The following is a 23,319-nucleotide window of genomic DNA, read 5'->3' as shown; positions in this document are numbered from 1 at the left end:
ATGGAGAGTTCTCACCAATTGGGCACATATCAGTAATTAACGCTTACCTATCTTCTTGGATTTCTTAAAATCTCGATATGGGAGTTTTACTGTCTGAGCATAGCGGGATAAGAAATAGGTATACTCATTTTCTGATGTTTTACAGTTATTTATATAATATAGAGAAAAGGCCTCGATATGAGGCCTTTTTCCATAGTTGTTTCTATTTACATTAGTAAAAATACGGTGTTGGACAAGGATAGCCGCCAAAGCCGCCATAGCCGCCATAGCCGTAGCAAGGATAATATGGTCTAGGGCCAAATGCCAATGCTCCGCCGATTAAACCTCCTGCAAGACCAGCTAAAAAAGGGAATCCGAAAAATGGTATAAATCGTGAGTTTCCGACTGGACCAACTAGTGCTGAGCGGAACGGAATCGGCTGGTATTGTGGATACATGTTAAAACCTCCTTCATTGAACTCATTGTTATCATATGGAAAAGATAACGTGGATGAGCGAGTACAAGAGAGAATGGTGCGGAAAATAGGCGAAATAAGTTCGTTTATTATGTCGATTGTAATGTGAAGAGTGTAATTTCTGGTTTTGCTAAAAATCGCAATGGTACACGGGTTGTTCCAAGACCTCGATTAACATACAATAACAAGTCATAGTTTTGCTTAATATGATAAAAACCTTCAATATAATGTTTTGCAAATGTAGGGGTAATAATGGCGCCAAAGAAAGGGAGTTGTACTTGTCCACCATGACTATGTCCAGAAAGTAGTAAATTGACAGGGAAATTTGCAATATGCGGTGCAATATCAGGTTCATGCACAAGAGCAATCGTATACAGATTATTTTGTGCTTGTTGCAAGGTTCCGTGTATGTCAGGTTTTCCAAGCATGATATCGTCAATACCAAAAATGGAAATTTCACTTCCATCTAATAGGCGAATGCGTTTTTCGATATTTTGTAATATCTCAAAGCCAGATTGTGTCATGATGTGACTATAGTATTCCGTCCCGTATCCACCATGATCATGATTGCCGAAAATTGCAAATTTACCAAGTGGAGCAATGATATTTTGTAAAATTGATGCAACAAGTGGAGTATCTGCGTATGTTTGATAATTATCAATTAAATCTCCAGTAAAAATCACGATGTCAGGTTTTTTTTCATTTATTTTTGTTACTACTTTAGAAAGTTGTTGAAGCGAGTAATAATATCCTAAATGTAAATCACTAAATTGAACCATTTTAACACCGTTAAATCCACGTGGGATGAGTGGAGAATGAATCGTATGATACGTAAAAGAGAGAAGGCGTGGTTCTATATATTTAGCATAATAGTAACCCGCTCCGGTCGTTATACAAGTATACAATAGTGTATGAATACCTTTTTTGATAAAGTTTCTTCTTGTTATATGATTCATATTTATATGAGCGAGATGATAGGAAATAATCATAGTAGAAGGGTGTGATTTGTTGGGATGAGTCGCTACTTATCTTCTCTCCTTTCCTTTCATTGTTAGCGATAGAATATAGTATATTTTATTAAAAGATATCAGAAAAATTAAAATTTATAAAGAATTCTGATGGATAAAGTGATAAAATGAATATGTATTCATTTTTGGGAGGGGATATTGTGAAAGAAAAAGTAGTTGTAATTACAGGTGGTTCAAGTGGAATGGGAAAAGGAATGGCAACTCGTTTTGCGAAAGAAGGAGCGCGTGTTGTTATTACAGGACGTACAATAGAACGATTAGAAGAGGCAAAGAAAGAAATTGAGCAATTTGAAGGTCAAGTATTACCTGTACAAATGGATGTGCGTAATACTGAGGATATAAAAAGAATGATTGAAAAAATCGATGAAGAATTTGGACGCATCGATGTACTTGTAAATAATGCAGCGGGAAACTTTCTTTGTCCGGCTGAAGATTTATCGCCAAATGGTTGGAATGCTGTTATTAATATTGTGTTAAATGGTACATTTTATTGTAGTCAAGCGATTGGGAAATATTGGATCGAAAAAGGAATAAAAGGAACAATTATTAATATGGTTGCAACTTACGCATGGGATGCAGGTCCTGGTGTTATTCATTCTGCATCAGCTAAAGCAGGTGTATTAGCAATGACAAGAACGCTTGCTGTTGAGTGGGGACGCAAATATGGAATTCGTGTTAATGCAATTGCTCCAGGGCCAATTGAGCGTACAGGTGGGGCTGATAAGCTGTGGATATCTGAAGAAGCAGCAAAGCGAACACTACAAAGTGTGCCGCTTGGAAGACTTGGAACACCAGAAGAAATTGCTGGTCTAGCTTTTTATTTATGCTCTGAAGAAGCTGCGTACATAAATGGAGCTTGCATCACAATGGATGGTGGCCAACATTTACATCAATATCCGTTTTAAGGGATGGGATTTTTGTGACAAATTTGTGACAGATAGAAAAAGGGCCTTTACAAGGAACTTGTTTATGGGGTATATTTAAGACCTCTTTTTTCTTCATAGTAGAATTGCTAATTCCCCTTAGCATTTTACCCCTCTAATCCCTTCAGGAAAACTGAAGGGATTTTTTTATTATTTTTTTTACATAACGTGTTATAATTTTTGAAAAGTAAAAGGAGGGAGTACTATGGTAGATGCATTAGACGTGATGAGTAATTTGGATCAAGTCCTTCCTTATTATCAAGCTATTTTTAGTGCAGATGAACATACTGTAATTGGATATGAAGTAGTAGGACGCATACAAACAGAAGAAGGAATTCACAGTCTTGCCTCATTCTTTCATGACGATTCGATTCCAGATGAGTTTCAACTTGAAGTAGATAATATCATTTTAGGAAAAGCATTGGATCGGTATTTAGAAACAGATCAATCATTTTTATTATTTTTGCATCGTAATGCAAATATACTGATGAGCGATGAAAGTGAAAGCTTACTACATTTATTATTAACGTATGAAAAGAAAGGATTACGTTTAAATCGTATCGTATTAGAAATAACAGAACATGACTTTAAAGAAGATATTGAACAATTTAATCATTTACTTATGTATTATCGTACATATGGCATTCAGGTTGCAATTAATAAAGTAGGAACAGGAACAAGTAACCTTGAAAGAATTAGTGTGCTAGCTCCGGATATTTTAAAAGTGGATTTAACAAATTTACGTCAAACGGCACTGTTACAATCGTATCAGGATATTTTATATTCATTATCACTCTTAGCGAGACGTATTGGTGCAACGTTATTGTATGAAGATATTGATGCATTCTATCAGTTGCAATACGCTTGGAAAAATGGAGGGAGATACTATCAAGGCGATCATTTAAAAAAATTTTCAGAAGATTTTATCGATAAAGACATTTTGAAAGAACGTCTTGGTAATGAGTGTCATCAGTTTATTCAGCATGAAAAACGAAAATTACAAAAAGTGTATAAACTGACTGAAACGCTTCGAGAATATGTTGGAAATGTATTAGCAAAACAGAGAAAAATAGAAGATTTTAATAAATGGCTAGTGAATTTTAGTCAACAAGTAACATATTGTAGCTTCCGTATTTATATTTGTAACGAAGATGGCTTTCAAAAGTCAGGAAACGTCATGAAAAAAGACGGAGAATGGGTGTTAATGCCAGAATATTATATGAAGAATTGGAGCTGGCGTCCATACTTTTTAGAAAACATTATGAAGCTGCGCTTTGAACAAAAAGGAAGATTGTCTGATTTATACGGGGATCTTGAAACTGGTGAGTTGGTTCGGACATTCTCGTTTCCTATTGATGATGAGCATTATTTATTTATTGATTTGTCTTATGAATTTTTATATGAAGAAGATGTTTTATTATAATGCACGAAATATTTCGTGCATTTTTTTGTTTGTTTTTATCATAAATTGGTAATAGTGACAGCTATGATAAGAATGATGTCTATCGTTGTAAAGATTTTACGAACGAAAGGCACTCTTTCATTGTACAATCATTGCTACAATGAATATTAGAAGGACAAGCTCTTTTTACAAGGAGGGTGCGAGAATGAGAAAGTATGGGATTTGGATTGTGCTATTTCTTTTTGCTGCATTTGTAATTGGACAAAGTGTAACAACTGTTTTTGGAAAAGAAGAAACAAAAATTGATCAAAATGAAATATTTGAAACGATTCGAAAGGGATATGAAGCACAATTTTCTATTCGTGGTAAGCGACTTTCAATGGATAAAATGATTGATACATTATCCCCTTATTTCACAGATAATTTCCTTCAAGTTTTTACGGATGAAAATGGTCAGGATGTAAAACGAAGTGCTCAATATTTATTGCCTACAAATGAAGCTCCATTTACTTTTTCATCAAAAACAAAAATTGTATACAATCAAGAGCATGATTTGTTATATGTGTATGAACATGATATAACAAATGATCAATATCAAATTATCACACTGCAAAGAGATGGTGATAAGTGGAAATTGGCGGGGTATCACGAAAATAAACAGCTTTTATCTGAGATTAGACAATCCGAAAAAGAATAAAGTGAAACTCCCATTGATGCGAGCTTACTGTCCGCGAGTAACGTGGGAAAAGGCGACTCATGCAGTCGCCTTTTTATTGTTCTAGTTCTAAAAGTTGTTGTAATTTTTCAATTTGAAAGCCTGCTACAACTTCTCCATCAACGACAACAGTAGGGGTAGAATAGGAATCATAATCATATAGAAGACGATTACGAGCGGCAGCATCTTTTTTGACGTCATATTCTGTAAATGTAATATGATTATGTTTTAAAAATTCTTTTATAATTTGACATGGTGGACAATCTGGCTGTGTATATACATCTACTTTCTTCATGTAAATCCTCCTCTTTAACTCATCTCAATTATAGTCTTGTATGTAAAAAACTTCAATGAAGTGAAGTTTTCATTAACACGGATGCACTTTCTATTGAAGGCTAGATCAATTCTCCTTTGTTTATCTTATCTGCTTTTGAAGAACATGAAGATAACGTTTTTTACACTGTTAAGTGCGGAAGAAAGGGCGTAGAGGTATTTATTTCGGCTTTTTATATGTTTTTTCGACAAATTTTAGTTGAGTTTCTTGCCCATAACCATTATCCTAAGGTGTGTGACATTTTTTCAGTTATGACGGATAGAATGAGTACTGCTGCAAAACCTATTCGTAGGAAGATTAGAGAAAGGGGAGATTTCATGTCTCTGCTCCAAGGAATTTTAACTCGTCTTGTTAGTCTAAAAGAACAAGCTGAAAGCGGCGAAGTAGCACAACGCTATTTTGAAGTGAACGGTGAACGCAAATGTAGCGTGAAATATTTTGATAAAAGCGATATGTACGAGCTAGAAGTGTATCAACAAGGAGAAAAACCACAAGTATATCAATTCGATAATATTGATATGGTTGCAATCGAGATTTACGATATTCTTTCTTGATACATAAAAAGAAGGTGCCTAAGAAGAAAAAGGCACCTTCTTTTTTTATGTAAGATGAATAACATTCGTTCCTTGTCCCTACACTGATAACATATTCTATAAAGTGAAACTCCCATCAATTATTTCCCACCTATCTTCTTCAGATTCTTTACTTATGGTTAGTTGAAGCAACTGGAATCTTACGGGGAGTTATTTTCCGAATATATAATCTTGAGATGGGAATTTTACTGCCCACAAATAGTGGATAAAGAGGTGAGAAAATTGGAAAGAATGCCTGTTGTTGTATGTCCAAAATGTCATAGACAATCAGAAATTACACATGTGTTAACAGCGCAATCTAATCAAAATGTTATTTTCAAATGTCCATTTTGTACATATTCGATCCGGAATATCGAAACGAATAAAGGATAAGTAAGACATATTTTGTTATTCTGTCCCATACAATGAGAATACGAAAGTCTGTCTATGAGAAGGGACGTGACTGTATGGACGGAAAATATCAATTTTACAATTTATCAGAGCGACATATGAGCTTTGAAACTGTATTCTCACGAATTTGTTACTTTATTCAAAGTGCACCGCGTAATATGTATCGATTGTCAATTGGAACAGATTCACAAGTGCATCAAAATAATACTCGTTTTATTACAGCAATTCATCTGCATCGTGTTGGAAAGGGAGCATGGGGTTGTTTATATCATCAGACAATAAGGGGAAAGCCACTGAGTTTACGAGAAAAAATCTACTTAGAAACACAGTTTAGCCAAGAGATTGCCTGTTTATTTACGCCTGAGCGAATACAACAGTTGTGGGAGCTTCTTTATCCGTACCGCGAAGAAGGTGCTGAATTCGTTATGGAAATTCATTTGGATATCGGGAAATACGGTTTGACGAGAGAGTTTATTTTAGATATGACAAATAAAATTACAGCGATGGGGTTAACGCCTAAAATTAAGCCAGATGCCTATGCGGCGTTTAGCTATGCAAATCGGTACACGAAATAATTGTTGTATTGAATTTTCAATCTATTAAATAGGGGAAATCTTTTATATAATAAAGAATAAGGACAGTTGAATAAGGAGAGGAGAAAATGAGTAGAGAAATTGATTTAACAAAAGAGGAACAAAACTTATTGCTAGATGTTTTGTTTCGGCAAAATTATGCGAGTGAAATACTTGCCGTTGAACTTTCTGATATCGAAACTGGGCGAAAGAAAACAGACATATCTCATTATAAACAAATCACAAACTTATTTGCTCGTCTGAGAAACGAAGGATATTAAGGCTGCCGAACGGTAGTCTTTTCTTTTGTTTCTATGGTAAAATGAACTGTGGTTATTTATTTTGTATGAGAAACAAAAGGACGAATAATAATATGTAACCGTTGTCATAAACTAAAAATAGAAGTGAGAAAATAAAGAACTGCTTGAATGAATTAGTTTTTACAATTAGTTTACAATTGCTACTTGTTAGAATGGGTTAAAGTGGGGGATAACAATATGATTAGTATTCCGAAAGAAGAATTTCAGCAAGTTTTTGTAAAAGACTTAATGATTTCATCTGAAAAAGTAGCACATGTTCAAATTGGAAATAGTTTGGAGCATGCTTTACTTGTTTTGGTGAAATCTGGTTATTCTGCTATTCCAGTACTAGATCCGATGTACAAACTGCATGGATTAGTAAGTACGGCAATGGTTTTGGACGGTATTTTAGGACTAGAGCGTATTGAGTTTGAAAAATTAGAGGATATGAAAGTAGAAAGTGTGATGAAAGGTGATGTTCCACGCCTGAAGTTACAAGATTCATTTGCAAAAGCATTAGAGATGACGATTGATCATCCGTTTGTATGTGTTGAAAACGAGGAAGGGTATTTTGAAGGAATTTTGACGCGTCGTGCAATCTTAAAATTACTAAATAAAACGGTAAGACGGTTTAATCGATAATGTTGAAAAAGGCGACTTCAAGTGAAAGAAGAAGTCGCTTTTATCGTTCAGTTGTAACGAAGGAAGGAGAAAACATTGCAAATTGATGATTTTCAAATGATGGTTATCTTAGCACAAGAGTTAAATATGCGAAAAGCTTCTGAGCGCTTATTTGTGTCACAACCAGCGCTTAGTCAAAGACTTCAATCGATGGAAAAACAATGGGGGATGAAATTTTTTATTCGCTCGCAAAAAGGATTAACGATTACACCGGAAGGCGAGAAAGTAGCAAATTATGCTAAAGATATGTTACAGAGGGAAGAAGCAATTAAGAGCGAATTAGCAACATTTCAGACGGAAACATATGGTACTTTAAAGATTGCTGTGGCCTCTGTTATTGGCCAATACTGGTTACCGCCAGTTTTAAAGATGTTTGTACAAAGGTATCCATTTGTGAAAATTTCTCTTTTTACAGGCTGGAGTAGTGAGGTGCAAAATCATTTTTACGAAGGTGATGTTCACGTTGCAATTTTGCGAGGGACGCAAGAATATAAAGGATATAAAAAGCAATTATTTGAAGATGAGTTGTATTTAGTTGATACGGAGATTAAGGATATTTCCATGTTAAAAGACACTAATAGACCATTCATTCAATTTAAAAGTGATTCTACATATTATGGACAAATACAGAATTGGTGGTATGGTTTATTTTCTAATCCACCTAAACGTACAATTGTTGTCGATCAAATTGAAACGTGTAAGCAACTTGTTTTAAACGGTATTGGTTATGCACTTTTGCCCTCTACTGTTTTAAAAGAAGTAAAGCAAAAAACATATAAAACTCCAGTACAACTGACGAGAGAAACGTGGCTATTAACAAGTGAATCGGCTAGACAGTTAAAACAAGTACAGGCATTTTTAGAAATTATTGAAGAAATTCAAGAGGGAAAATAAGATTATTATCTTGCGAGGAGCCTTTTCGTTTGGTAGAGTAACATTATAAATGGATTTAGGAGGCAACAAGCATGAAAATGATGGATGCAAACGAGATTATTTCGTTTATTCAAAAAAGCGAGAAGAAAACTCCTGTAAAGGTATACATAAAAGGGGATTTAAAAGAAATTACATTCCCAGAAACAGTACAAGCATTTGTAAATAAAAAATCAGGTGTATTATTTGGAGAATGGTCTGACATTAAGGTAATTCTTGATGAAAATAAAAAGCATGTTGAAGATTATGTTGTAGAAAATGATCGTCGTAACTCTGCAATTCCAATGCTTGACTTAAAAGGTATTAAAGCGCGTATTGAACCAGGTGCAATTATTCGTGATCATGTCGAAATTGGTGATAATGCAGTTATTATGATGAATGCAACAATCAACATTGGTGCCGTAATTGGTGAAGGTTCAATGATTGATATGAATGCAGTGCTTGGTGGACGTGCAACAGTAGGTAAAAACTGTCACGTTGGAGCTGGAGCTGTACTTGCAGGCGTTATCGAGCCACCTTCTGCAAAACCGGTTATTGTTGAAGATGATGTTGTAATTGGTGCAAATGTAGTTGTTTTAGAAGGCGTTACAGTAGGTAAAGGTGCAGTTGTTGCGGCGGGTGCAGTTGTAACAGAAGATGTACCGCCATACACAGTTGTTGCTGGAACACCAGCACGCGTTATTAAAGAAATTGACGAAAAAACAAAAGCGAAAACAGAAATTAAACAAGAGCTTCGTCAACTGAATCCAGAAAAATAAAAAAAGAAAGCGTAAGAGCTTGCAGGCTCTTACGCTTTTTATCAATGGTGGTGAAAAGATGATGATGAATAAATTTATACAAATGCGCAGGGATTTGCATCAAATTCCAGAGCTTGGCTTTCAAGAATGGAAAACACAGCATTATATTTTAAATTATATAAATACTCTTCCAAGTGAATATATGGAAGTAAAAACGTGGAAAACGGGTGTCATTGTAAAAGTGCATGGTCGAAATCCAAAGAAAACAATTGGTTACCGCGCTGATATTGACGGGCTTCCAATTACGGAAGAGACAGGATATGAATTTGCTTCATTACATGAAGGTATGATGCACGCATGCGGCCACGATATTCATACAACAATCGGTCTTGGATTATTAACAGCTTTTGCAACAGAGCGAATTGACGATCATCTTGTTTTTATTTTCCAACCAGCTGAGGAAGGACCGGGAGGTGCCCTTCCGTTATTACAAAGTGAAGAATTTCAAGCATGGAAACCGGATATGATTCTTGGGCTTCATATTGCACCTGAATATCCAGTCGGGTCAATTGCAACAAAAGAGGGATTGCTTTTTGCAAATACATCGGAGTTATACATTGATTTGAAAGGGAAAGGTGGGCATGCAGCATATCCACATACAGCTAACGATATGATTGTTGCAGCAAGCCACCTTGTCACACAGCTGCAATCTGTTATTAGTCGAAATGTGAATCCGTTAGATAGCGCAGTTATTACAATTGGAAAAATTACTGGTGGAACAGTACAAAATATTATTGCAGAAAAAGCTCGTTTAGAAGGGACGATTCGTACATTATCTGTTGAATCTATGAAACGAGTAAAGGGACGCATTGAAGCGATTGTTGCAGGGATTGAAGCGTCTTTTCAATGTACAGCTCATATTGATTATGGAGCGATGTATCACCAAGTATATAATCATGAAACGTTAACACAGGAATTTATGAAATTTACGGCCGAACATACAGATATGAATGTTATCACCTGCACAGAAGCAATGACAGGAGAAGATTTTGGGTACATGCTTCGCGATATTCCAGGTTTTATGTTTTGGCTCGGTGTGGAATCTGAATATGGTCTACATCATGCAAAATTACAGCCGAATGAATCGGCAATTGAAAAAGCGATTACTTTTTTAACAACATACGTAAAATGGAAAGGGAACAGAGCTTGAGGCTTGTTCCCTTTTTACATAAGAAAAATTTTATGGTCTATCGTGCATTTTTTTTGTAATTCTAGCACAATACTTTATAATGGTAGGTAGGGGAAAAAGTTATTAGTTAGTTATTTTGTAATAATTATTAAATAATATTGACTAAAAACTATTTCTTCTTATATAATACAAGAGTAGATAACATATAATTAAAAATTTAACGGAGGTTGATACATATGGCAGAACGTATGGTAGCAAAACAGGCTCCACGCTTTGAGATGGACGCTGTTATGCCAAACAAAGAATTTGGTAAAGTAAGTCTTGAAGAGGTTATGAAACAAGATAAATGGACAGTGCTTTTCTTCTATCCAATGGACTTCACTTTCGTATGTCCAACAGAAATCATCGCACTTTCTGAGCGCTATGATGAGTTTGAAGACTTAGATGCAGAAGTAATTGGTGTATCAACTGACACAATTCATACTCATTTAGCATGGATTAACACTGATCGTACGAAAAACGGTTTAGGTGAATTGAAATACCCATTAGCTGCTGATACAAATCATGTAGTATCTCGTGACTATGGTGTATTACTTGAAGAAGAAGGTATCGCACTTCGCGGTCTATTCATCATTAGCCCAGAAGGCGAATTAATGTATCAAGTTGTACATCATAATAACATTGGACGTGAAGTTGACGAAGTAATCCGCGTTCTTCAAGCTCTTCAAACTGGTGGACTTTGCCCAGCAAACTGGAAACCAGGTCAAGCAACTTTAAACGTTTAATTTTTTGACTGAGTGAAAAAAGGTCTAACAAATCGTTGTTAGGCCTTTCTCTACATATATAAGGAGGAAATGTTATGAAGTTACGTGAACCAATGCCTTCCTTAGAAGGAGCAACAGCTGTACTAAATGGAGAAGTAGTAAGGGAAGCACTAATTGGCGATAAACCAACATTGATTCATTTCTGGTCTGTTAGTTGTCATTTATGCAAAGAAGCGATGCCGAGCATTAACGAATTCCGCGATGACTATAAAAATAAATTAAATGTAATTGCTGTGCATATGCCGCGTTCAGAAGAAGATTTAGATCTTGAAAAAGTGAAAGAAGTGGCAGAGGAGCACGGTATTGTACAGCCGATTTTAGTAGACAATAAGCATACGATTACAGATTCCTTTGAAAATCAATATGTGCCAGCATATTATGTGTTTGATAAAAATGGTGTGCTGCGTCATTTCCAAGCTGGTGGTAGTGGAATGCAAATGCTAACAAAACGAGTAAATCGTGTTCTTGATGAAGCTGAAAAAGCAGCTGAATAATGGAAAACCTCCCTCGTGATAGGGAGGTTTTTAGTTTACATTTCACATAAGAAATGTGTAAAATCAATGTGTTACATAGAGAAAAAAGGTAGGGGATAGCGTGCAAATCGGAAGTACTATACTATGTTTCTTTTTATATACATATGTAATCGTAGCTGCAATATATTTTGGTGTTAGTTTCTATACATATTGTTTAGCAAAAAAAGAAAGCTATGCGAACACATATGAGTGGGTGAGAGTGTATGTATCACCCGTTGCAGAAATTATGAATGCGTTTGTACTATTCTTATTTGTTGGGTTAATTGCTTTTTCCACGAGCTTAGTTGGAAATAAAACGACTTTATTTATCCTTGGTGCCATTATTTTTATGTTATTAGGAATTCGAATTTGTAATATGGTATTTTGGAATAACGGTCTAGTTGAGGGATATACTAGCATCGGCATTCCGGGTTTGATAGCTGCAATTGTTACAAATATAGAAAATGAGTATAATCAGCTTCATTTTTGGTTAATTATTGTTCTAACAATTGTATCGCTTTTATATATAAGTGCGACTTTTTTAACGTATTGCGCATATAAACGAGAAGACAGGCAAGCGGTATTACTTTTTCGAAAGTGGGCTTTATTTTGGAGTGTTCCAACGATGTTTGTCATAGGGGCAATTGCTATTATTGTGAACGGATATGAACTAGTAGGATGGCAAAAGATGTTTGAAATATGGTGGGTATTTATTGTTTCTTTTGTTGGTTTTTTAGGAGCTACTCATTATTTATTTCATCAGCAGCACTATCAATTTGCATTATTATTTGCTTTTATACAGTTACTATTTGCTTTTTTTGGACAAGAAACTTTAGTGTTTGTATTTCAGACGTTCAGTTCATTTGGAAACATATTTATCTTCGGTATGTTAATATGTATGCTTGCGTTCTATTTACAACAATTTTTCTATATTCAAAAACAGAAATAAGAGTGAGGAGGAATTTATTGTAATGTTTATCCCGTATTAACGTGCAGTAAGCCCCCCACCTCAAGATTCAGAGAGAGGCGAGAAAGATAGGTGAGGATAACTGCTGGCATGTGCCCGATTGGTTCAACTAATCATCAGTGAGGAGTGAAAAAAACTGACTGATGGAAGTTTCAATTTACAAAATATGCTACAATGATAGTTGATCCTAATCAAAAGGCAGTAAAGCCTTTACATCCAGTTTTTGAAGAGACAAAGAATTGATAAGAGAATAACTGCTCATAAGAGCTTGATTCGTTCAACTAACCATCACTGGAGGGATGAAAAAACCACTGATGGAAGTTTCGCTTTATACGATTCAATATTATTGGAGGAATTTGTGTGAGTACGAAGGAAAAAGAGTTTGCTGTTATTGGTCTCGGCCGATTTGGCGGCAGCATTTGCCGGGAATTAGCGCAGCTAGGAATGGAAGTTATGGCAATTGATATGGATGAAGATCGTGTAAATGAATTTGCAAATATTGCATCCCATGCTGTAATTGCCGATTCTACAGATGAAATGGTATTAAAAAGTCTAGGAATCCGTAATTTTGATCATGTTGTGGTAGCGATTGGGGATAATCTTAATGCAAGTATTTTAACGACTCTTATTTTAAAAGAATTAGGCGTGAAAAATATTACTGTGAAAGCGCAAAACGATTACCATGAAAAAGTTTTAACTAAAATCGGCGCTGACCATATTGTTCATCCTGAGCGTGATATGGGGAAACGAATTGCGAATAATATTGCTTCAAGTAGTGTCTTAGACTATTTAGAACTCTCAGATGAACATAGCATCGTTGAGATTATTGCGAATGAAAAGATTGACGGCCATTCGTTAATTGAATTAGATATTCGTGCGAAGTTTGGATTAAACATTGTGGCAATTAAACGTGGAAAGGAAGTTCTCGTTTCACCACGTGCGACAGAAAATATTCAAATTGGAGATATTTTGATAGTCATTGGTCATGATAATGATGTGGATCGATTCGAAATATTTTTAGCGAAATAATAAAAAGGACAATGCCAATATAGCTGCATTGTCCTTTTTATTTAAATTTCCATAATGATTGGTAAAATCATTGGACGGCGTTTCGTTTTTTCGTATAAGAATGGAGCCAATGTATCTGTAATTTCATTCTTGATCTCAGACCATTGTGTCGTTTTGCGTTCCATTACTTTTTCTAAATGATTTGTAATTAATGTCTGTGCATCGTTGATTAAATCGCTGCTTTCACGCATATAAACGAATCCACGAGAAATGATATCTGGTCCGGCTGCCACTTTGAATTCCTTCATATCGATGCTAACAACAACGATAACAAGTCCTTCTTCCGAAAGAATACGGCGGTCGCGAAGTACAATATTACCGATATCACCAATGCCGTTTCCATCAATATAAACAGAACCAGAAGGAATCTTTCCTGCGATTGTTGCTTCATCTTCACGAAGCGCAAGTACATCGCCGTTATCAATTATGAAGCAATTTTCTTCTGGAATGCCACAATCATTTGCTAATTTTGCATGCATACGTTGCATACGGTATTCACCGTGAATTGGCATGAAATATTTTGGTTTAATGAGACGCAGCATTAGCTTCTGTTCTTCTTGTCCACCGTGTCCGCTTGTATGAATGTCAGTCAATGGTCCGTGAATTACATCAGCACCTGCTCGATATAACATGTTAATTGTACGGCTTACACTTACTGTGTTCCCAGGTATTGGAGAAGACGAGAATACAACAGTATCACCAGGAATAATTTGAATTTGACGGTGTGTACCGTTAGCGATGCGAGATAATGCAGCCATTGGTTCACCTTGACTTCCAGTACATAAAATCACAACTCGATTTGCTGGTATGCGATTTAGTTGTGATGGTTCAATAATTGTATCTTTTGGACAGCGAATATAGCCAAGATTTTGTCCGATTTCCATTGCTGCTTCCATGCTTCGACCAAAAACAGCAATCTTTCGATTGTTTGCTACTGCAGCTTCTACAACTTGTTGCAGTCGATGAATATTAGAAGCAAATGTTGCGAATATAATGCGTCCTTCTACTTTACGGAAAATATCCTGGATGCTGTCACCTACGCGTCGTTCAGACATCGTAAAGTGAGGGACTTCGCTATTCGTGCTATCAGATAGTAAGCAAAGGACACCTTCTTTTCCGATTTCAGCCATCTTTGTTAAATTTGCCGGCTCACCAACCGGTGTGAAATCAAATTTGAAATCTCCCGTATGAACAACCTGTCCTTGTGGTGTTTTTACAACAATACCGTATGAATCAGGAATGCTGTGCGTTGTGCGGAAGAAGGAAACGGATGTTTTTTTGAATTTAATCACATCGTCTTCTTTAATTTCATACAATTGTGCTTTTCGCAGTAATCCGTGCTCTTCTAATTTGTTTTTAATTAGTCCGAGCGCTAGTTTTCCACCGTAAATTGGAATATTTACTTGGCGCAATAAATAAGGGATTCCACCGATATGATCTTCGTGACCATGCGTAATAAAGAGTCCTTTAATTTTTTCTTCGTTACGTACGAGATACGTGTAGTCAGGGATGACATAATCAATCCCAAGAAGTTCGTCTTCTGGGAATTTAATCCCAGCGTCAATAATAATAATTTCATCTTGAAATTGAACAGCATATGTATTTTTGCCGATTTCACCGAGTCCGCCAAGCGCGAAAACAGCAGTTTGATCATTTTTTAAGAATTTCATAAATTAAACGTTCTCCGCTAATTTGAAATTTGCATATTGCTTTTCATATTCAAGATGAGCACCAGTAACAGACTGGATAAACTCAATATTATATGCGAACTTGTGTAATTTTGTGCGAACTTCTCTTTCAGACTCAGCTTCTAGATATAGCACCTTAGTATTTTCACGTACAGGTACTTCTAGCATTTTTTCTTGATAAAACACTTTAAAAATCATTAAAACAATCTCTCCTTGTCTATGTTTTAGGCTATCTTTTACCTATTATAAAGCAAACGGTTATGATTTTCATGTTTTTTCGAATAAGAATGAAGAAAAAAGCCCGAAAGGGGCACGATTTAAGCAATTGTTTTTTTACGAAGCAAATCGTTCCAATATACTTTTAACTTTTTCTTCAGTTTCTTTAGCACGATTGTCCCTTCCTTTCCTAGCTCAAAACATGCAAATAATCTTATTGGGATGTGCAATAAGAATTAAGTTTCAAAAAATGAACTACTTATAAGAAAATATTTCGTTCAACTTATAGTATGAGATAGAATAGAAAAGAAAATTCATGTGTTGAACCGTAGTACTGTTTTTATTTCAGTATATGCCTGGTTAGGCAGGAAGGTTAGATGAGAAGCGCTTTATTCATCAATATGTTATACTTTTTTAGTATTTAAAAAGATATTCAGATCATAAAGCGATACGTTTGAATCGATGAAGTAGAAAGGGTTATGGAAATGAACGATAAAATTGTCTTTTTTGATATTGACGGAACATTGTTAGATCATAACAAGGAAATACCACAATCTACAAAAGAAGCTGTACGTCGCCTTCAAGAAAATGGGGTACATGTAGCAATTGCGACAGGACGTGCACCATTTATGTTTGAAGATATTCGTCAAGAGCTAAATATTCATAATTACGTAAGTTTCAATGGGCAGTATGTTGTATTTGAAGATGAAGTTATATATAAAAATCCTTTACATCCAGAGGCATTACATGCCTTCACAAAGTTTTCAGAAGAGGCAAGCTATCCTCTTGTTTATTTAGATCATAAAGATATGAAAGCAACGGTGGCATCACATCATTATGTAACAGAAAGCTTTGCTAGTCTTCGCATGAGCCATCCTGTGTTTGAACCTAGTTTTTATGAAAAGCGTGACATTTATCAAACGCTTTTATTTTGCAGGGCAGGAGAAGAAGAAAAGTTTATCAGCGACTATCCGCAATTTCATTTTATTCGCTGGCATGCGTATTCCATGGATATTATTCCAATGGGAGGATCGAAAGCGAACGGAATTGAAAAATTTATTGAAAAGCTTGGATTCACTCGAGAACAAGTTTATGCATTTGGGGACGGGTTAAATGATTTAGAAATGATTGAAACCGTAGGGACAGGAATTGCTATGGGAAATGGACATGAAGATTTGAAGAAACTTGCGAATTATGTAACGAAAGATGTTGCAGAAGATGGTATTCTGCATGGATTGCAGTGGGCAGGATTATTATAAAGGACTGGTATGAAAACTATTCCATTTAAAAATTAGTCTGTTTTCATTAACTTCAGTGAAAACAGACTAATTTTTTATCCCGCTATTAGCGGGCAGTAAAGGTCCTCACTGATAGAAGTTTCATTTTATCTTTCTAAAGGTGTTGCATTTTCTGGAATGATAAATGGATTGTCTTTATTAATATGGTCATAAAACATAACGCCGTTTAAGTGATCAATTTCATGCTGGAAAACAATTGCTGGTAAACCTTTTAAACGTAGTTTCACGTCTTCACCGTCTATTGTTGTTCCTTTTACAGTAATGCGAGTATAACGAGGCACATAACCAGGAATTTCGCGATCCACTGACAGACAACCTTCGCCACCTGGTAAGTATGTACGTTCTACAGAATGACTGATAATTTTCGGGTTAAACAAAGCGTAGCTATATAATGTCCCATCTCTATCCGTTACATGAACAGCAATCATTCTTTTAGAAACACCGATTTGAGGCGCTGCTAAACCAATTCCAGGACGTAAATTATATTTTTCAACCATTTCGGGGTTTTGACTGTTAATAACAAATTCAATCATCTTTCGTAATATATGTGCATCTTCTTTGCTTGCTGGCAAAGCTATCTCTTCAGCAACTGTTCGTAGAATAGGATCTCCTTCACGAATCACATCATTCATTGTAAGCATATGCAATCTCTCCTTTCATATTTAGTCTACCAAAGGTTATGAAAAAAGTCATGATAAAGAACAAGGCCAAACAGCCTTGTTCTTTTATGGTTGTTTCATTTTACATTAACGGATGCAAGCAGCACCGACGATAATTAAAAGAATAAACAATACAACGATTAAAGCAAAGCCGCTTCCAAATCCGCCGCAACCACCATATCCCCCATATCCCCCATATCCCCCATATCCATACGTAGGATATGGGCAAGCTGTTGGGTAATAACATTGAGTGTATCCGTACATGGTTTGACCTCCTTTATACATGGTTTGACCTCCTTTACCATTTCCGCGAATGCTGCGGTTAGTATAATGTATGGAAGAAAGAAGAAAAATGTTATAGTTATTTGCCTAAAAGGAGATAGATGCTGCATATTTTTACTAGCATAGGACAAAAAATAAGAGTGAAGTAAATCGTTTACATATTATTCTATGATCAAAATATGTGTGAAAAGGGAATAATATAACAGGAGGTTTTTGTTCACTAATACAGATCGTATTTTGAAAACGTGTATTTGTTAAGAAAACCTCGATGATTTTCGAAAAAAATTTCGAAATCAAAGTGATTGACATGGTGATTAGAATAGTTGTAAACTAAAAAACGTGATCAAGATTGTATTAATTTGTTTAAACAAAAACATTAGTACAGATTGTTAGGTGCACAAATTATTCAATAACTGATGAATGGTGCGTCAGTTTTCGCGCTTATGCTTTCATTTTAGCGAGAGCTAGTGAAAGCGTTTAAGAATATGGTGTAAGAGAGGAAGAGGTGAACGGAATGGGTACTAAAACAAAAAAGGCCCTATTTAATGTTGATGAGCAAATGAAAGCTATCGCAGCTCAATTTGAAACATTACAAATTTTAAATGAAAAAGGCGAAGTTGTGAATGAAGCAGCTATGCCAGAATTAACTGATGATCAATTAAAAGAATTAATGCGTCGTATGGTGTATACTCGCGTATTAGACCAACGTTCTACTTCTTTAAACCGTCAAGGTCGCTTAGGTTTCTATGCGCCAACAGCTGGACAAGAAGCTTCTCAATTAGCAAGTCATTTTGCTCTTGAAAAAGAAGATTTCATCTTACCAGGATATCGTGATGTTCCACAATTAGTATGGCACGGTTTACCACTATACCAAGCATTCTTATTCTCTCGCGGACATTTCATGGGTAACCAAATGCCTGCAGATTTAAATGCACTTTCTCCACAAATTATTATCGGTGCGCAAATCATCCAAACTGCTGGTGTTGCGTTAGGTATGAAATTACGTGGTAAAAAATCTGTTGCAATTACTTACACTGGTGACGGCGGAGCGTCTCAAGGTGACTTCTACGAAGGTATGAACTTTGCGGGTGCATTCAAAGCTCCAGCAATCTTCGTTGTTCAAAACAACCGTTATGCAATCTCTACTCCAGTAGAAAAACAATCTGCAGCAAAAACTGTAGCACAAAAAGCAGTTGCAGCAGGTATTTACGGAATCCAAGTAGACGGTATGGACCCATTAGCTGTATACGCAGCAACTGCTTTTGCTCGTGAGCGTGCAGTAAATGGTGAAGGCCCTACTTTAATCGAGACTTTAACATTCCGTTACGGTCCACATACATTGGCTGGTGATGACCCAACTCGTTACCGTACAAAAGATATCGAAAACGAATGGGAACAAAAAGATCCAATCGTACGTTTCCGTGCGTTCTTAGAAAACAAAGGCATCTGGTCTCAAGAAGAAGAAGAAAAAGTAATCGAACAAGCTAAAGAAGATATTAAAGAAGCGATTGCTAAAGCGGACCAAGCTCCAAAACAAAAAGTTACTGATTTAATGGAAATCATGTACGAAACATTGCCTTACAACTTAGCTGAACAGTATGAAATTTACAAAGAAAAGGAGTCGAAGTAAGCCATGGCTCAAATGACAATGATTCAAGCAATCACTGATGCTTTACGCGTTGAAATGAAAAACGATCCTAACGTACTTGTATTTGGTGAAGACGTTGGTGTAAACGGCGGTGTATTCCGTGCTACTGAAGGGTTACAAGCTGAGTTCGGTGAAGACCGTGTAATGGATACTCCACTTGCAGAGTCTGGTATCGGCGGACTTGCAATTGGTTTAGCACTTGAAGGCTTCCGTCCAGTTCCTGAAATTCAATTCTTCGGTTTCGTTTTCGAAGTAATGGATTCAATTTCTGGTCAAATGGCTCGTATGCGTTACCGTTCTGGTGGACGTTGGACTGCTCCAATTACAGTTCGTTCTCCATTTGGTGGTGGTGTTCATACACCAGAATTACACGCTGATAGCTTAGAAGGATTAGTTGCACAACAACCTGGTCTAAAAGTTGTTATTCCATCTACTCCATACGATGCAAAAGGCCTTTTAATTTCTGCAATTCGTGATAACGATCCAGTTATTTACTTAGAGCACATGAAATTATACCGTTCTTTCCGTCAAGAAGTACCAGAAGGTGAATACACAATTGAACTTGGTAAAGCTGATGTAAAACGTGAAGGTACAGATGTATCTGTTATCACGTACGGTGCTATGGTACATGCTGCATTAAAAGCTGCTGAAGAACTAGAAAAAGAAGGCATTTCTTTAGAGGTTGTTGACTTACGTACAGTTCAACCATTAGATATCGAAACAATTATTGCTTCTGTTGAAAAAACAGGCCGCGTTGTTGTAGTTCAAGAAGCTCAAAAACAAGCTGGTATTGCAGCTAACGTTGTAGCGGAAATCAATGACCGTGCAATCTTAAACTTAGAAGCTCCAGTTGTACGTGTTGCAGCTGCTGATACAGTATTCCCATTCTCTGAAGCAGAGAGTGTATGGTTACCAAACCACAAGGATATTGTAGAAGCTGTTAACAAAGTAATGAACTTCTAATTTTAATTTGACTTTTACTTTTATGTGCAAAAGAAGTTAGCACATGCTGATTTCTTTTGCATTATCCAATAATAATGATATGAATCAGGGGGCTGAATTCCGTGGCATTTGAATTTAAATTACCAGATATTGGTGAAGGTATCCACGAGGGTGAAATCGTAAAATGGTTTATTAAACCAGGCGATGAAGTAAACGAAGATGATGTACTTCTTGAAGTACAAAATGATAAAGCTGTTGTAGAAATTCCTTCTCCAGTTAAAGGTAAAGTACTTGACATTCTTGTAGAAGAAGGTACAGTAGCAGTAGTAGGAGATGTTCTTGTTAAATTTGACGCTCCTGGTTATGAAAACCTTAAATTTAAAGGTGACGATCATGCCGAAGCTCCAAAAGCTGAAGAAGTAAAAGAAGAAGCTCCAGCAGCAGCTACTCCAGCAGCAACTGCAGAAGTAGTTAATGAGCGCGTAATTGCTATGCCATCTGTTCGTAAATATGCACGCGAAAAAGGTGTAGACATTCGTCTAGTAGCTGGTACTGGTAAAAACGGCCGTGTTGTAACAGCTGACATCGATGCATTTGCAAATGGTGGACAAGTAGTAGCAACTGAAGCTCCAGTAGCGGCAGAAGCTCCAGCAGCAGCTGCGAAAGAAGAAGCTCCAAAAGCACAACCAATTCCAGCTGGTGAATATCCAGAAACTCGTGAGAAAATGAGCGGTATCCGTAAAGCAATTGCAAAAGCAATGGTTAACTCTAAACATACAGCTCCTCACGTAACATTAATGGACGAAGTAGATGTAACTGAACTTGTTGCTCATCGCAAGAAATTCAAAGCTGTTGCAGCTGAAAAAGGTATTAAATTAACTTACCTTCCATACGTTGTAAAAGCATTAACATCTGCATTACGTGAATACCCAATGATGAACACTTCTTTAGATGATGCATCTTCAGAAATCGTTCATAAACATTACTTCAACATCGGTATCGCAGCTGATACAGACAAAGGTCTATTAGTACCAGTTGTTAAAGATACAGATCGCAAATCTATCTTCACAATCTCTAACGAGATCAATGAACTTGCTGGTAAAGCCCGTGATGGTCGCTTAGCTCCAGCTGAAATGAAAGGTGCTTCTTGCACAATTACAAACATTGGTTCTGCAGGTGGACAATGGTTCACTCCAGTTATCAACCACCCAGAAGTAGCAATCCTTGGTATCGGCCGTATCGCTGAGAAACCAGTTGTGAAAAACGGTGAAATCGTTGCAGCTCCAGTATTAGCATTATCTTTAAGCTTTGACCATCGCTTAATCGACGGTGCAACTGCTCAGAAAGCATTAAACCAAATTAAACGTCTATTAAACGACCCACAATTATTAGTAATGGAGGCGTAATAAACAATGGTAGTAGGAGATTTCCCAATTGAATTAGATACAGTCGTTGTTGGTGCAGGTCCTGGTGGATATGTTGCAGCAATTCGTGCAGCACAATTAGGACAAAAAGTAGCTATTATTGAAAAAGCTAACCTTGGTGGTGTATGCTTAAACGTTGGATGTATTCCTTCTAAAGCATTAATCAATGCAGGACATCGTTATGAGAATGCAAAACATTCTGATGACATGGGTATTACTGCAGAAAACGTAACAGTTGACTTCACAAAAGTTCAAGAATGGAAAAACGGCGTAGTTAAGAAATTAACTGGCGGTGTAGAAGGCCTTCTGAAAGGTAACAAAGTTGAAATCATTCGCGGTGAAGCTTACTTCGTAGATGCAAACACATTACGTGTAATGACTGAAGAAGCAGCTCAAACGTATACGTTTAAAAATGCTGTTCTTGCAACTGGTTCTACACCAATCGAAATTCCTGGATTCAAATATTCTAAACGTGTTATCAACTCTACAGGTGCATTAAGCTTACCTGAAATTCCTAAGAAACTTGTTGTAATCGGCGGCGGTTACATCGGTATGGAATTAGGAACTGCGTATGCTAACTTCGGTACAGAAGTTACTGTAGTAGAAGCTGGCGACGAAATTTTAGCTGGTTTCGAAAAAGCAATGAGCACAGTTGTAAAACGTGCGCTTCAGAAAAAAGGAAACGTAACAATCCATACAAAAGCTATGGCTAAAGGCGTTGAAGAAACTGAAAATGGCGTAACAGTTAGCTTCGAAGTAAAAGGCGAAGTACAAACTGTTGAAGCTGATTATGTATTGGTAACTGTAGGTCGTCGTCCAAATACTCAAGAAATTGGTCTTGAGCAAGTTGGAATTAAAATGACTGATCGCGGTCTAATCGAAATTGATGAGCAATGCCGTACAAGCGTCTCAAATATCTATGCAATTGGTGATATCGTTCCTGGACCACCATTAGCTCACAAAGCTTCTTACGAAGGTAAAGTAGCTGTTGAAGCAATTAGTGGCCATGCAGCAGCAATTGATTACATCGGAATTCCAGCAGTATGCTTCACTGATCCAGAATTAGCATCTGTTGGTTATACGAAAAAGCAAGCAGAAGAAGCTGGAATGACAGTAGCAGTGTCTAAATTCCCATTCGCTGCTAACGGTCGTGCATTATCTTTAAATAGCACAGACGGTTTCGTACAGCTTGTAACTCGTAAAGAAGATGGTCTTCTTGTAGGTGCACAAGTTGCAGGTGCAGGCGCTTCTGATATTATCTCTGAGATTGGTTTAGCTATTGAAGCTGGAATGACAGCTGAAGATATCGCTCAAACAATCCACGCTCACCCAACATTAGGTGAAATTACAATGGAAGCAGCTGAAGTTGCTCTTGGAATGCCAATTCACATTGTAAAATAATATAAGATAAATAAAACAACCGTCTTCTAGTATCTAGGAGGCGGTTGTTTTATTTAGAAGAAATGAGCCTAAATCTAATTTCAGATTTAGGCACTAACACTCTTTTTAATTTCCCCTTTAGTTTTTCAAAATGGCTTTAATAA

26 protein-coding genes and 1 pseudogene are annotated in these 23,319 nt (G+C 36.5%); 20 read left to right on the top strand and 7 right to left on the bottom strand.

All coding sequences use genetic code 11. From position 1 onward, the window contains the following. Positions 1 to 211 precede the first annotated feature (211 nt). Both CN326_RS02000 and CN326_RS01995 read right to left on the bottom strand, forming a co-directional pair. Positions 212 to 436 (bottom strand): hypothetical protein, encoded by a 225-nt coding sequence (locus tag CN326_RS02000; RefSeq protein WP_098305719.1) that lies wholly within the window; start codon positions 434 to 436, stop codon positions 212 to 214. Between the two features lie 107 nt (positions 437 to 543). After that, entirely contained in the window at positions 544 to 1,410 is an 867-nt protein-coding gene (locus CN326_RS01995; RefSeq protein ID WP_098305797.1) for a metallophosphoesterase, read from the bottom strand. A 212-nt stretch (positions 1,411 to 1,622) separates the two neighbouring features. Between CN326_RS01995 and fadH the strand changes: the two genes are divergently transcribed. The 3 genes from fadH to CN326_RS01980 all read left to right on the top strand — a co-directional run bounded on the left by fadH (position 1,623) and on the right by CN326_RS01980 (position 4,504). Next, positions 1,623 to 2,387, top strand: a complete 765-nt coding sequence (fadH, locus tag CN326_RS01990; protein ID WP_098305717.1) for a 2,4-dienoyl-CoA reductase — start codon at positions 1,623 to 1,625, stop codon at positions 2,385 to 2,387. Positions 2,388 to 2,610: 223 nt separating this feature from the next. Further along, complete coding sequence (locus tag CN326_RS01985) at positions 2,611 to 3,828, top strand: EAL domain-containing protein (protein WP_098305715.1); 1,218 nt, start codon at positions 2,611 to 2,613, stop codon at positions 3,826 to 3,828. Positions 3,829 to 4,012: 184 nt separating this feature from the next. After that, positions 4,013 to 4,504, top strand: coding sequence for a DUF3993 domain-containing protein (locus tag CN326_RS01980; protein ID WP_098305713.1), 492 nt, complete (start codon positions 4,013 to 4,015; stop codon positions 4,502 to 4,504). Between the two features lie 73 nt (positions 4,505 to 4,577). Here the strand turns inward: CN326_RS01980 and CN326_RS01975 are convergent, their stop codons facing one another. Next, on the bottom strand, positions 4,578 to 4,817 hold the full coding sequence (locus tag CN326_RS01975; RefSeq protein ID WP_098305711.1) for a glutaredoxin domain-containing protein: 240 nt from the start codon (positions 4,815 to 4,817) through the stop codon (positions 4,578 to 4,580). 356 nt (positions 4,818 to 5,173) lie between these two features. On the opposite strand from CN326_RS01975, the gene CN326_RS01970 reads away from it, so the two are divergent. The 12 genes from CN326_RS01970 to CN326_RS01915 all read left to right on the top strand — a co-directional run bounded on the left by CN326_RS01970 (position 5,174) and on the right by CN326_RS01915 (position 13,579). Then, positions 5,174 to 5,410, top strand: a complete 237-nt coding sequence (locus tag CN326_RS01970; protein WP_020059327.1) for a YkuJ family protein — start codon at positions 5,174 to 5,176, stop codon at positions 5,408 to 5,410. Positions 5,411 to 5,671: 261 nt separating this feature from the next. Further along, a complete protein-coding gene (locus CN326_RS24455) occupies positions 5,672 to 5,821 on the top strand; it encodes a hypothetical protein (RefSeq protein ID WP_098305709.1) in 150 nt (49 codons plus the stop codon). 74 nt (positions 5,822 to 5,895) lie between these two features. After that, positions 5,896 to 6,414: a ribonuclease H-like YkuK family protein gene (locus tag CN326_RS01960; protein WP_098305707.1), complete on the top strand. Its 519-nt coding sequence runs from the start codon at positions 5,896 to 5,898 to the stop codon at positions 6,412 to 6,414. 86 nt (positions 6,415 to 6,500) lie between these two features. Then, positions 6,501 to 6,692 (top strand): antirepressor AbbA, encoded by a 192-nt coding sequence (abbA, locus tag CN326_RS01955; RefSeq protein WP_098305705.1) that lies wholly within the window; start codon positions 6,501 to 6,503, stop codon positions 6,690 to 6,692. A gap of 216 nt (positions 6,693 to 6,908) precedes the next feature. After that, positions 6,909 to 7,352 (top strand): cyclic-di-AMP-binding protein CbpB, encoded by a 444-nt coding sequence (gene cbpB, locus CN326_RS01950; RefSeq protein ID WP_098305703.1) that lies wholly within the window; start codon positions 6,909 to 6,911, stop codon positions 7,350 to 7,352. A 75-nt stretch (positions 7,353 to 7,427) separates the two neighbouring features. After that, on the top strand, positions 7,428 to 8,285 hold the full coding sequence (locus tag CN326_RS01945; protein ID WP_098305701.1) for a transcriptional regulator CcpC: 858 nt from the start codon (positions 7,428 to 7,430) through the stop codon (positions 8,283 to 8,285). Positions 8,286 to 8,356: 71 nt separating this feature from the next. Further along, positions 8,357 to 9,079: a 2,3,4,5-tetrahydropyridine-2,6-dicarboxylate N-acetyltransferase gene (gene dapD / locus CN326_RS01940; protein ID WP_098305699.1), complete on the top strand. Its 723-nt coding sequence runs from the start codon at positions 8,357 to 8,359 to the stop codon at positions 9,077 to 9,079. A gap of 58 nt (positions 9,080 to 9,137) precedes the next feature. Next, the gene (locus CN326_RS01935) at positions 9,138 to 10,268 is read left to right on the top strand and encodes an N-acetyldiaminopimelate deacetylase (protein ID WP_098305697.1); all 1,131 of its coding nucleotides are present in this window, start codon (positions 9,138 to 9,140) and stop codon (positions 10,266 to 10,268) included. A 215-nt stretch (positions 10,269 to 10,483) separates the two neighbouring features. Further along, on the top strand, positions 10,484 to 11,032 hold the full coding sequence (locus CN326_RS01930) for a peroxiredoxin (protein WP_098305695.1): 549 nt from the start codon (positions 10,484 to 10,486) through the stop codon (positions 11,030 to 11,032). 74 nt (positions 11,033 to 11,106) lie between these two features. Then, positions 11,107 to 11,565, top strand: a complete 459-nt coding sequence (locus CN326_RS01925; RefSeq protein ID WP_098305693.1) for a TlpA disulfide reductase family protein — start codon at positions 11,107 to 11,109, stop codon at positions 11,563 to 11,565. A gap of 100 nt (positions 11,566 to 11,665) precedes the next feature. After that, complete coding sequence (locus CN326_RS01920; protein WP_098305691.1) at positions 11,666 to 12,532, top strand: cytochrome C oxidase assembly protein; 867 nt, start codon at positions 11,666 to 11,668, stop codon at positions 12,530 to 12,532. Between the two features lie 378 nt (positions 12,533 to 12,910). After that, the gene (locus CN326_RS01915; protein WP_098305689.1) at positions 12,911 to 13,579 is read left to right on the top strand and encodes a potassium channel family protein; all 669 of its coding nucleotides are present in this window, start codon (positions 12,911 to 12,913) and stop codon (positions 13,577 to 13,579) included. Positions 13,580 to 13,620: 41 nt separating this feature from the next. Here CN326_RS01915 and rnjA read toward each other — a convergent pair whose 3' ends face one another. Both rnjA and CN326_RS01905 read right to left on the bottom strand, forming a co-directional pair. Continuing rightward, positions 13,621 to 15,288 carry a ribonuclease J1 gene (rnjA, locus tag CN326_RS01910; RefSeq protein WP_098305687.1) on the bottom strand — a complete coding sequence of 556 codons (1,668 nt, stop codon included), beginning with the start codon at positions 15,286 to 15,288 and terminating at the stop codon, positions 13,621 to 13,623. A 3-nt stretch (positions 15,289 to 15,291) separates the two neighbouring features. Continuing rightward, positions 15,292 to 15,504, bottom strand: a complete 213-nt coding sequence (locus tag CN326_RS01905) for a DNA-dependent RNA polymerase subunit epsilon (protein WP_098305685.1) — start codon at positions 15,502 to 15,504, stop codon at positions 15,292 to 15,294. A gap of 503 nt (positions 15,505 to 16,007) precedes the next feature. On the opposite strand from CN326_RS01905, the gene CN326_RS01895 reads away from it, so the two are divergent. Then, complete coding sequence (locus tag CN326_RS01895) at positions 16,008 to 16,781, top strand: Cof-type HAD-IIB family hydrolase (RefSeq protein WP_098305683.1); 774 nt, start codon at positions 16,008 to 16,010, stop codon at positions 16,779 to 16,781. A gap of 125 nt (positions 16,782 to 16,906) precedes the next feature. On the opposite strand, the gene def is transcribed toward CN326_RS01895, so the two are convergent. Next, positions 16,907 to 17,461, bottom strand: coding sequence for a peptide deformylase (def, locus tag CN326_RS01890; RefSeq protein WP_098305681.1), 555 nt, complete (start codon positions 17,459 to 17,461; stop codon positions 16,907 to 16,909). Positions 17,462 to 17,566: 105 nt separating this feature from the next. Further along, positions 17,567 to 17,692, bottom strand: a pseudogene (locus CN326_RS01885) (YjcZ family sporulation protein); the annotation flags it as partial. 583 nt (positions 17,693 to 18,275) lie between these two features. Between CN326_RS01885 and pdhA the strand changes: the two are divergent. The 4 genes from pdhA (at position 18,276) to lpdA (ending at position 23,176) form a co-directional block, all read left to right on the top strand. Beyond that, a complete protein-coding gene (gene pdhA, locus CN326_RS01880; RefSeq protein ID WP_098305679.1) occupies positions 18,276 to 19,391 on the top strand; it encodes a pyruvate dehydrogenase E1 component subunit alpha in 1,116 nt (371 codons plus the stop codon). 3 nt (positions 19,392 to 19,394) lie between these two features. Beyond that, the gene (gene pdhB / locus CN326_RS01875; protein WP_098305677.1) at positions 19,395 to 20,372 is read left to right on the top strand and encodes a pyruvate dehydrogenase complex E1 component subunit beta; all 978 of its coding nucleotides are present in this window, start codon (positions 19,395 to 19,397) and stop codon (positions 20,370 to 20,372) included. A gap of 101 nt (positions 20,373 to 20,473) precedes the next feature. Continuing rightward, complete coding sequence (locus CN326_RS01870; RefSeq protein ID WP_098305675.1) at positions 20,474 to 21,757, top strand: dihydrolipoamide acetyltransferase family protein; 1,284 nt, start codon at positions 20,474 to 20,476, stop codon at positions 21,755 to 21,757. 6 nt (positions 21,758 to 21,763) lie between these two features. Continuing rightward, on the top strand, positions 21,764 to 23,176 hold the full coding sequence (lpdA, locus tag CN326_RS01865) for a dihydrolipoyl dehydrogenase (protein ID WP_098305673.1): 1,413 nt from the start codon (positions 21,764 to 21,766) through the stop codon (positions 23,174 to 23,176). Positions 23,177 to 23,319: the final 143 nt, after the last annotated feature.

Origin of the sequence: Bacillus sp. AFS018417, from assembly GCF_002560985.1 — a bacterium.
Lineage (GTDB): Bacteria > Bacillota > Bacilli > Bacillales > Bacillaceae_G > Bacillus_A > Bacillus_A rhizoplanae.
The sequence above is the reverse complement of the archived record's forward strand: the minus strand, read 5'-3'. Positions and strand labels throughout refer to the sequence as shown.

What these genes read in the sequence shown, in the direction of transcription:
- CN326_RS02000 (WP_098305719.1), bottom strand. Translation starts at nt 436, where the DNA reads ATGTATCCACAATACCAGCCGATTCCGTTCCGCTCAGCACTAGTTGGT.
- CN326_RS01995 (WP_098305797.1), bottom strand. Translation starts at nt 1,410, where the DNA reads ATGAATCATATAACAAGAAGAAACTTTATCAAAAAAGGTATTCATACA.
- CN326_RS01985 (WP_098305715.1), top strand. Translation starts at nt 2,611, where the DNA reads ATGGTAGATGCATTAGACGTGATGAGTAATTTGGATCAAGTCCTTCCT.
- CN326_RS01980 (WP_098305713.1), top strand. Translation starts at nt 4,013, where the DNA reads ATGAGAAAGTATGGGATTTGGATTGTGCTATTTCTTTTTGCTGCATTT.
- CN326_RS01975 (WP_098305711.1), bottom strand. Translation starts at nt 4,817, where the DNA reads ATGAAGAAAGTAGATGTATATACACAGCCAGATTGTCCACCATGTCAA.
- CN326_RS01970 (WP_020059327.1), top strand. Translation starts at nt 5,174, where the DNA reads ATGTCTCTGCTCCAAGGAATTTTAACTCGTCTTGTTAGTCTAAAAGAA.
- CN326_RS01960 (WP_098305707.1), top strand. Translation starts at nt 5,896, where the DNA reads ATGGACGGAAAATATCAATTTTACAATTTATCAGAGCGACATATGAGC.
- abbA (WP_098305705.1), top strand. Translation starts at nt 6,501, where the DNA reads ATGAGTAGAGAAATTGATTTAACAAAAGAGGAACAAAACTTATTGCTA.
- cbpB (WP_098305703.1), top strand. Translation starts at nt 6,909, where the DNA reads ATGATTAGTATTCCGAAAGAAGAATTTCAGCAAGTTTTTGTAAAAGAC.
- dapD (WP_098305699.1), top strand. Translation starts at nt 8,357, where the DNA reads ATGAAAATGATGGATGCAAACGAGATTATTTCGTTTATTCAAAAAAGC.
- CN326_RS01935 (WP_098305697.1), top strand. Translation starts at nt 9,138, where the DNA reads ATGATGATGAATAAATTTATACAAATGCGCAGGGATTTGCATCAAATT.
- CN326_RS01930 (WP_098305695.1), top strand. Translation starts at nt 10,484, where the DNA reads ATGGCAGAACGTATGGTAGCAAAACAGGCTCCACGCTTTGAGATGGAC.
- CN326_RS01925 (WP_098305693.1), top strand. Translation starts at nt 11,107, where the DNA reads ATGAAGTTACGTGAACCAATGCCTTCCTTAGAAGGAGCAACAGCTGTA.
- rnjA (WP_098305687.1), bottom strand. Translation starts at nt 15,288, where the DNA reads ATGAAATTCTTAAAAAATGATCAAACTGCTGTTTTCGCGCTTGGCGGA.
- CN326_RS01905 (WP_098305685.1), bottom strand. Translation starts at nt 15,504, where the DNA reads ATGATTTTTAAAGTGTTTTATCAAGAAAAAATGCTAGAAGTACCTGTA.
- CN326_RS01895 (WP_098305683.1), top strand. Translation starts at nt 16,008, where the DNA reads ATGAACGATAAAATTGTCTTTTTTGATATTGACGGAACATTGTTAGAT.
- def (WP_098305681.1), bottom strand. Translation starts at nt 17,461, where the DNA reads ATGCTTACAATGAATGATGTGATTCGTGAAGGAGATCCTATTCTACGA.
- pdhA (WP_098305679.1), top strand. Translation starts at nt 18,276, where the DNA reads ATGGGTACTAAAACAAAAAAGGCCCTATTTAATGTTGATGAGCAAATG.
- pdhB (WP_098305677.1), top strand. Translation starts at nt 19,395, where the DNA reads ATGGCTCAAATGACAATGATTCAAGCAATCACTGATGCTTTACGCGTT.
- lpdA (WP_098305673.1), top strand. Translation starts at nt 21,764, where the DNA reads ATGGTAGTAGGAGATTTCCCAATTGAATTAGATACAGTCGTTGTTGGT.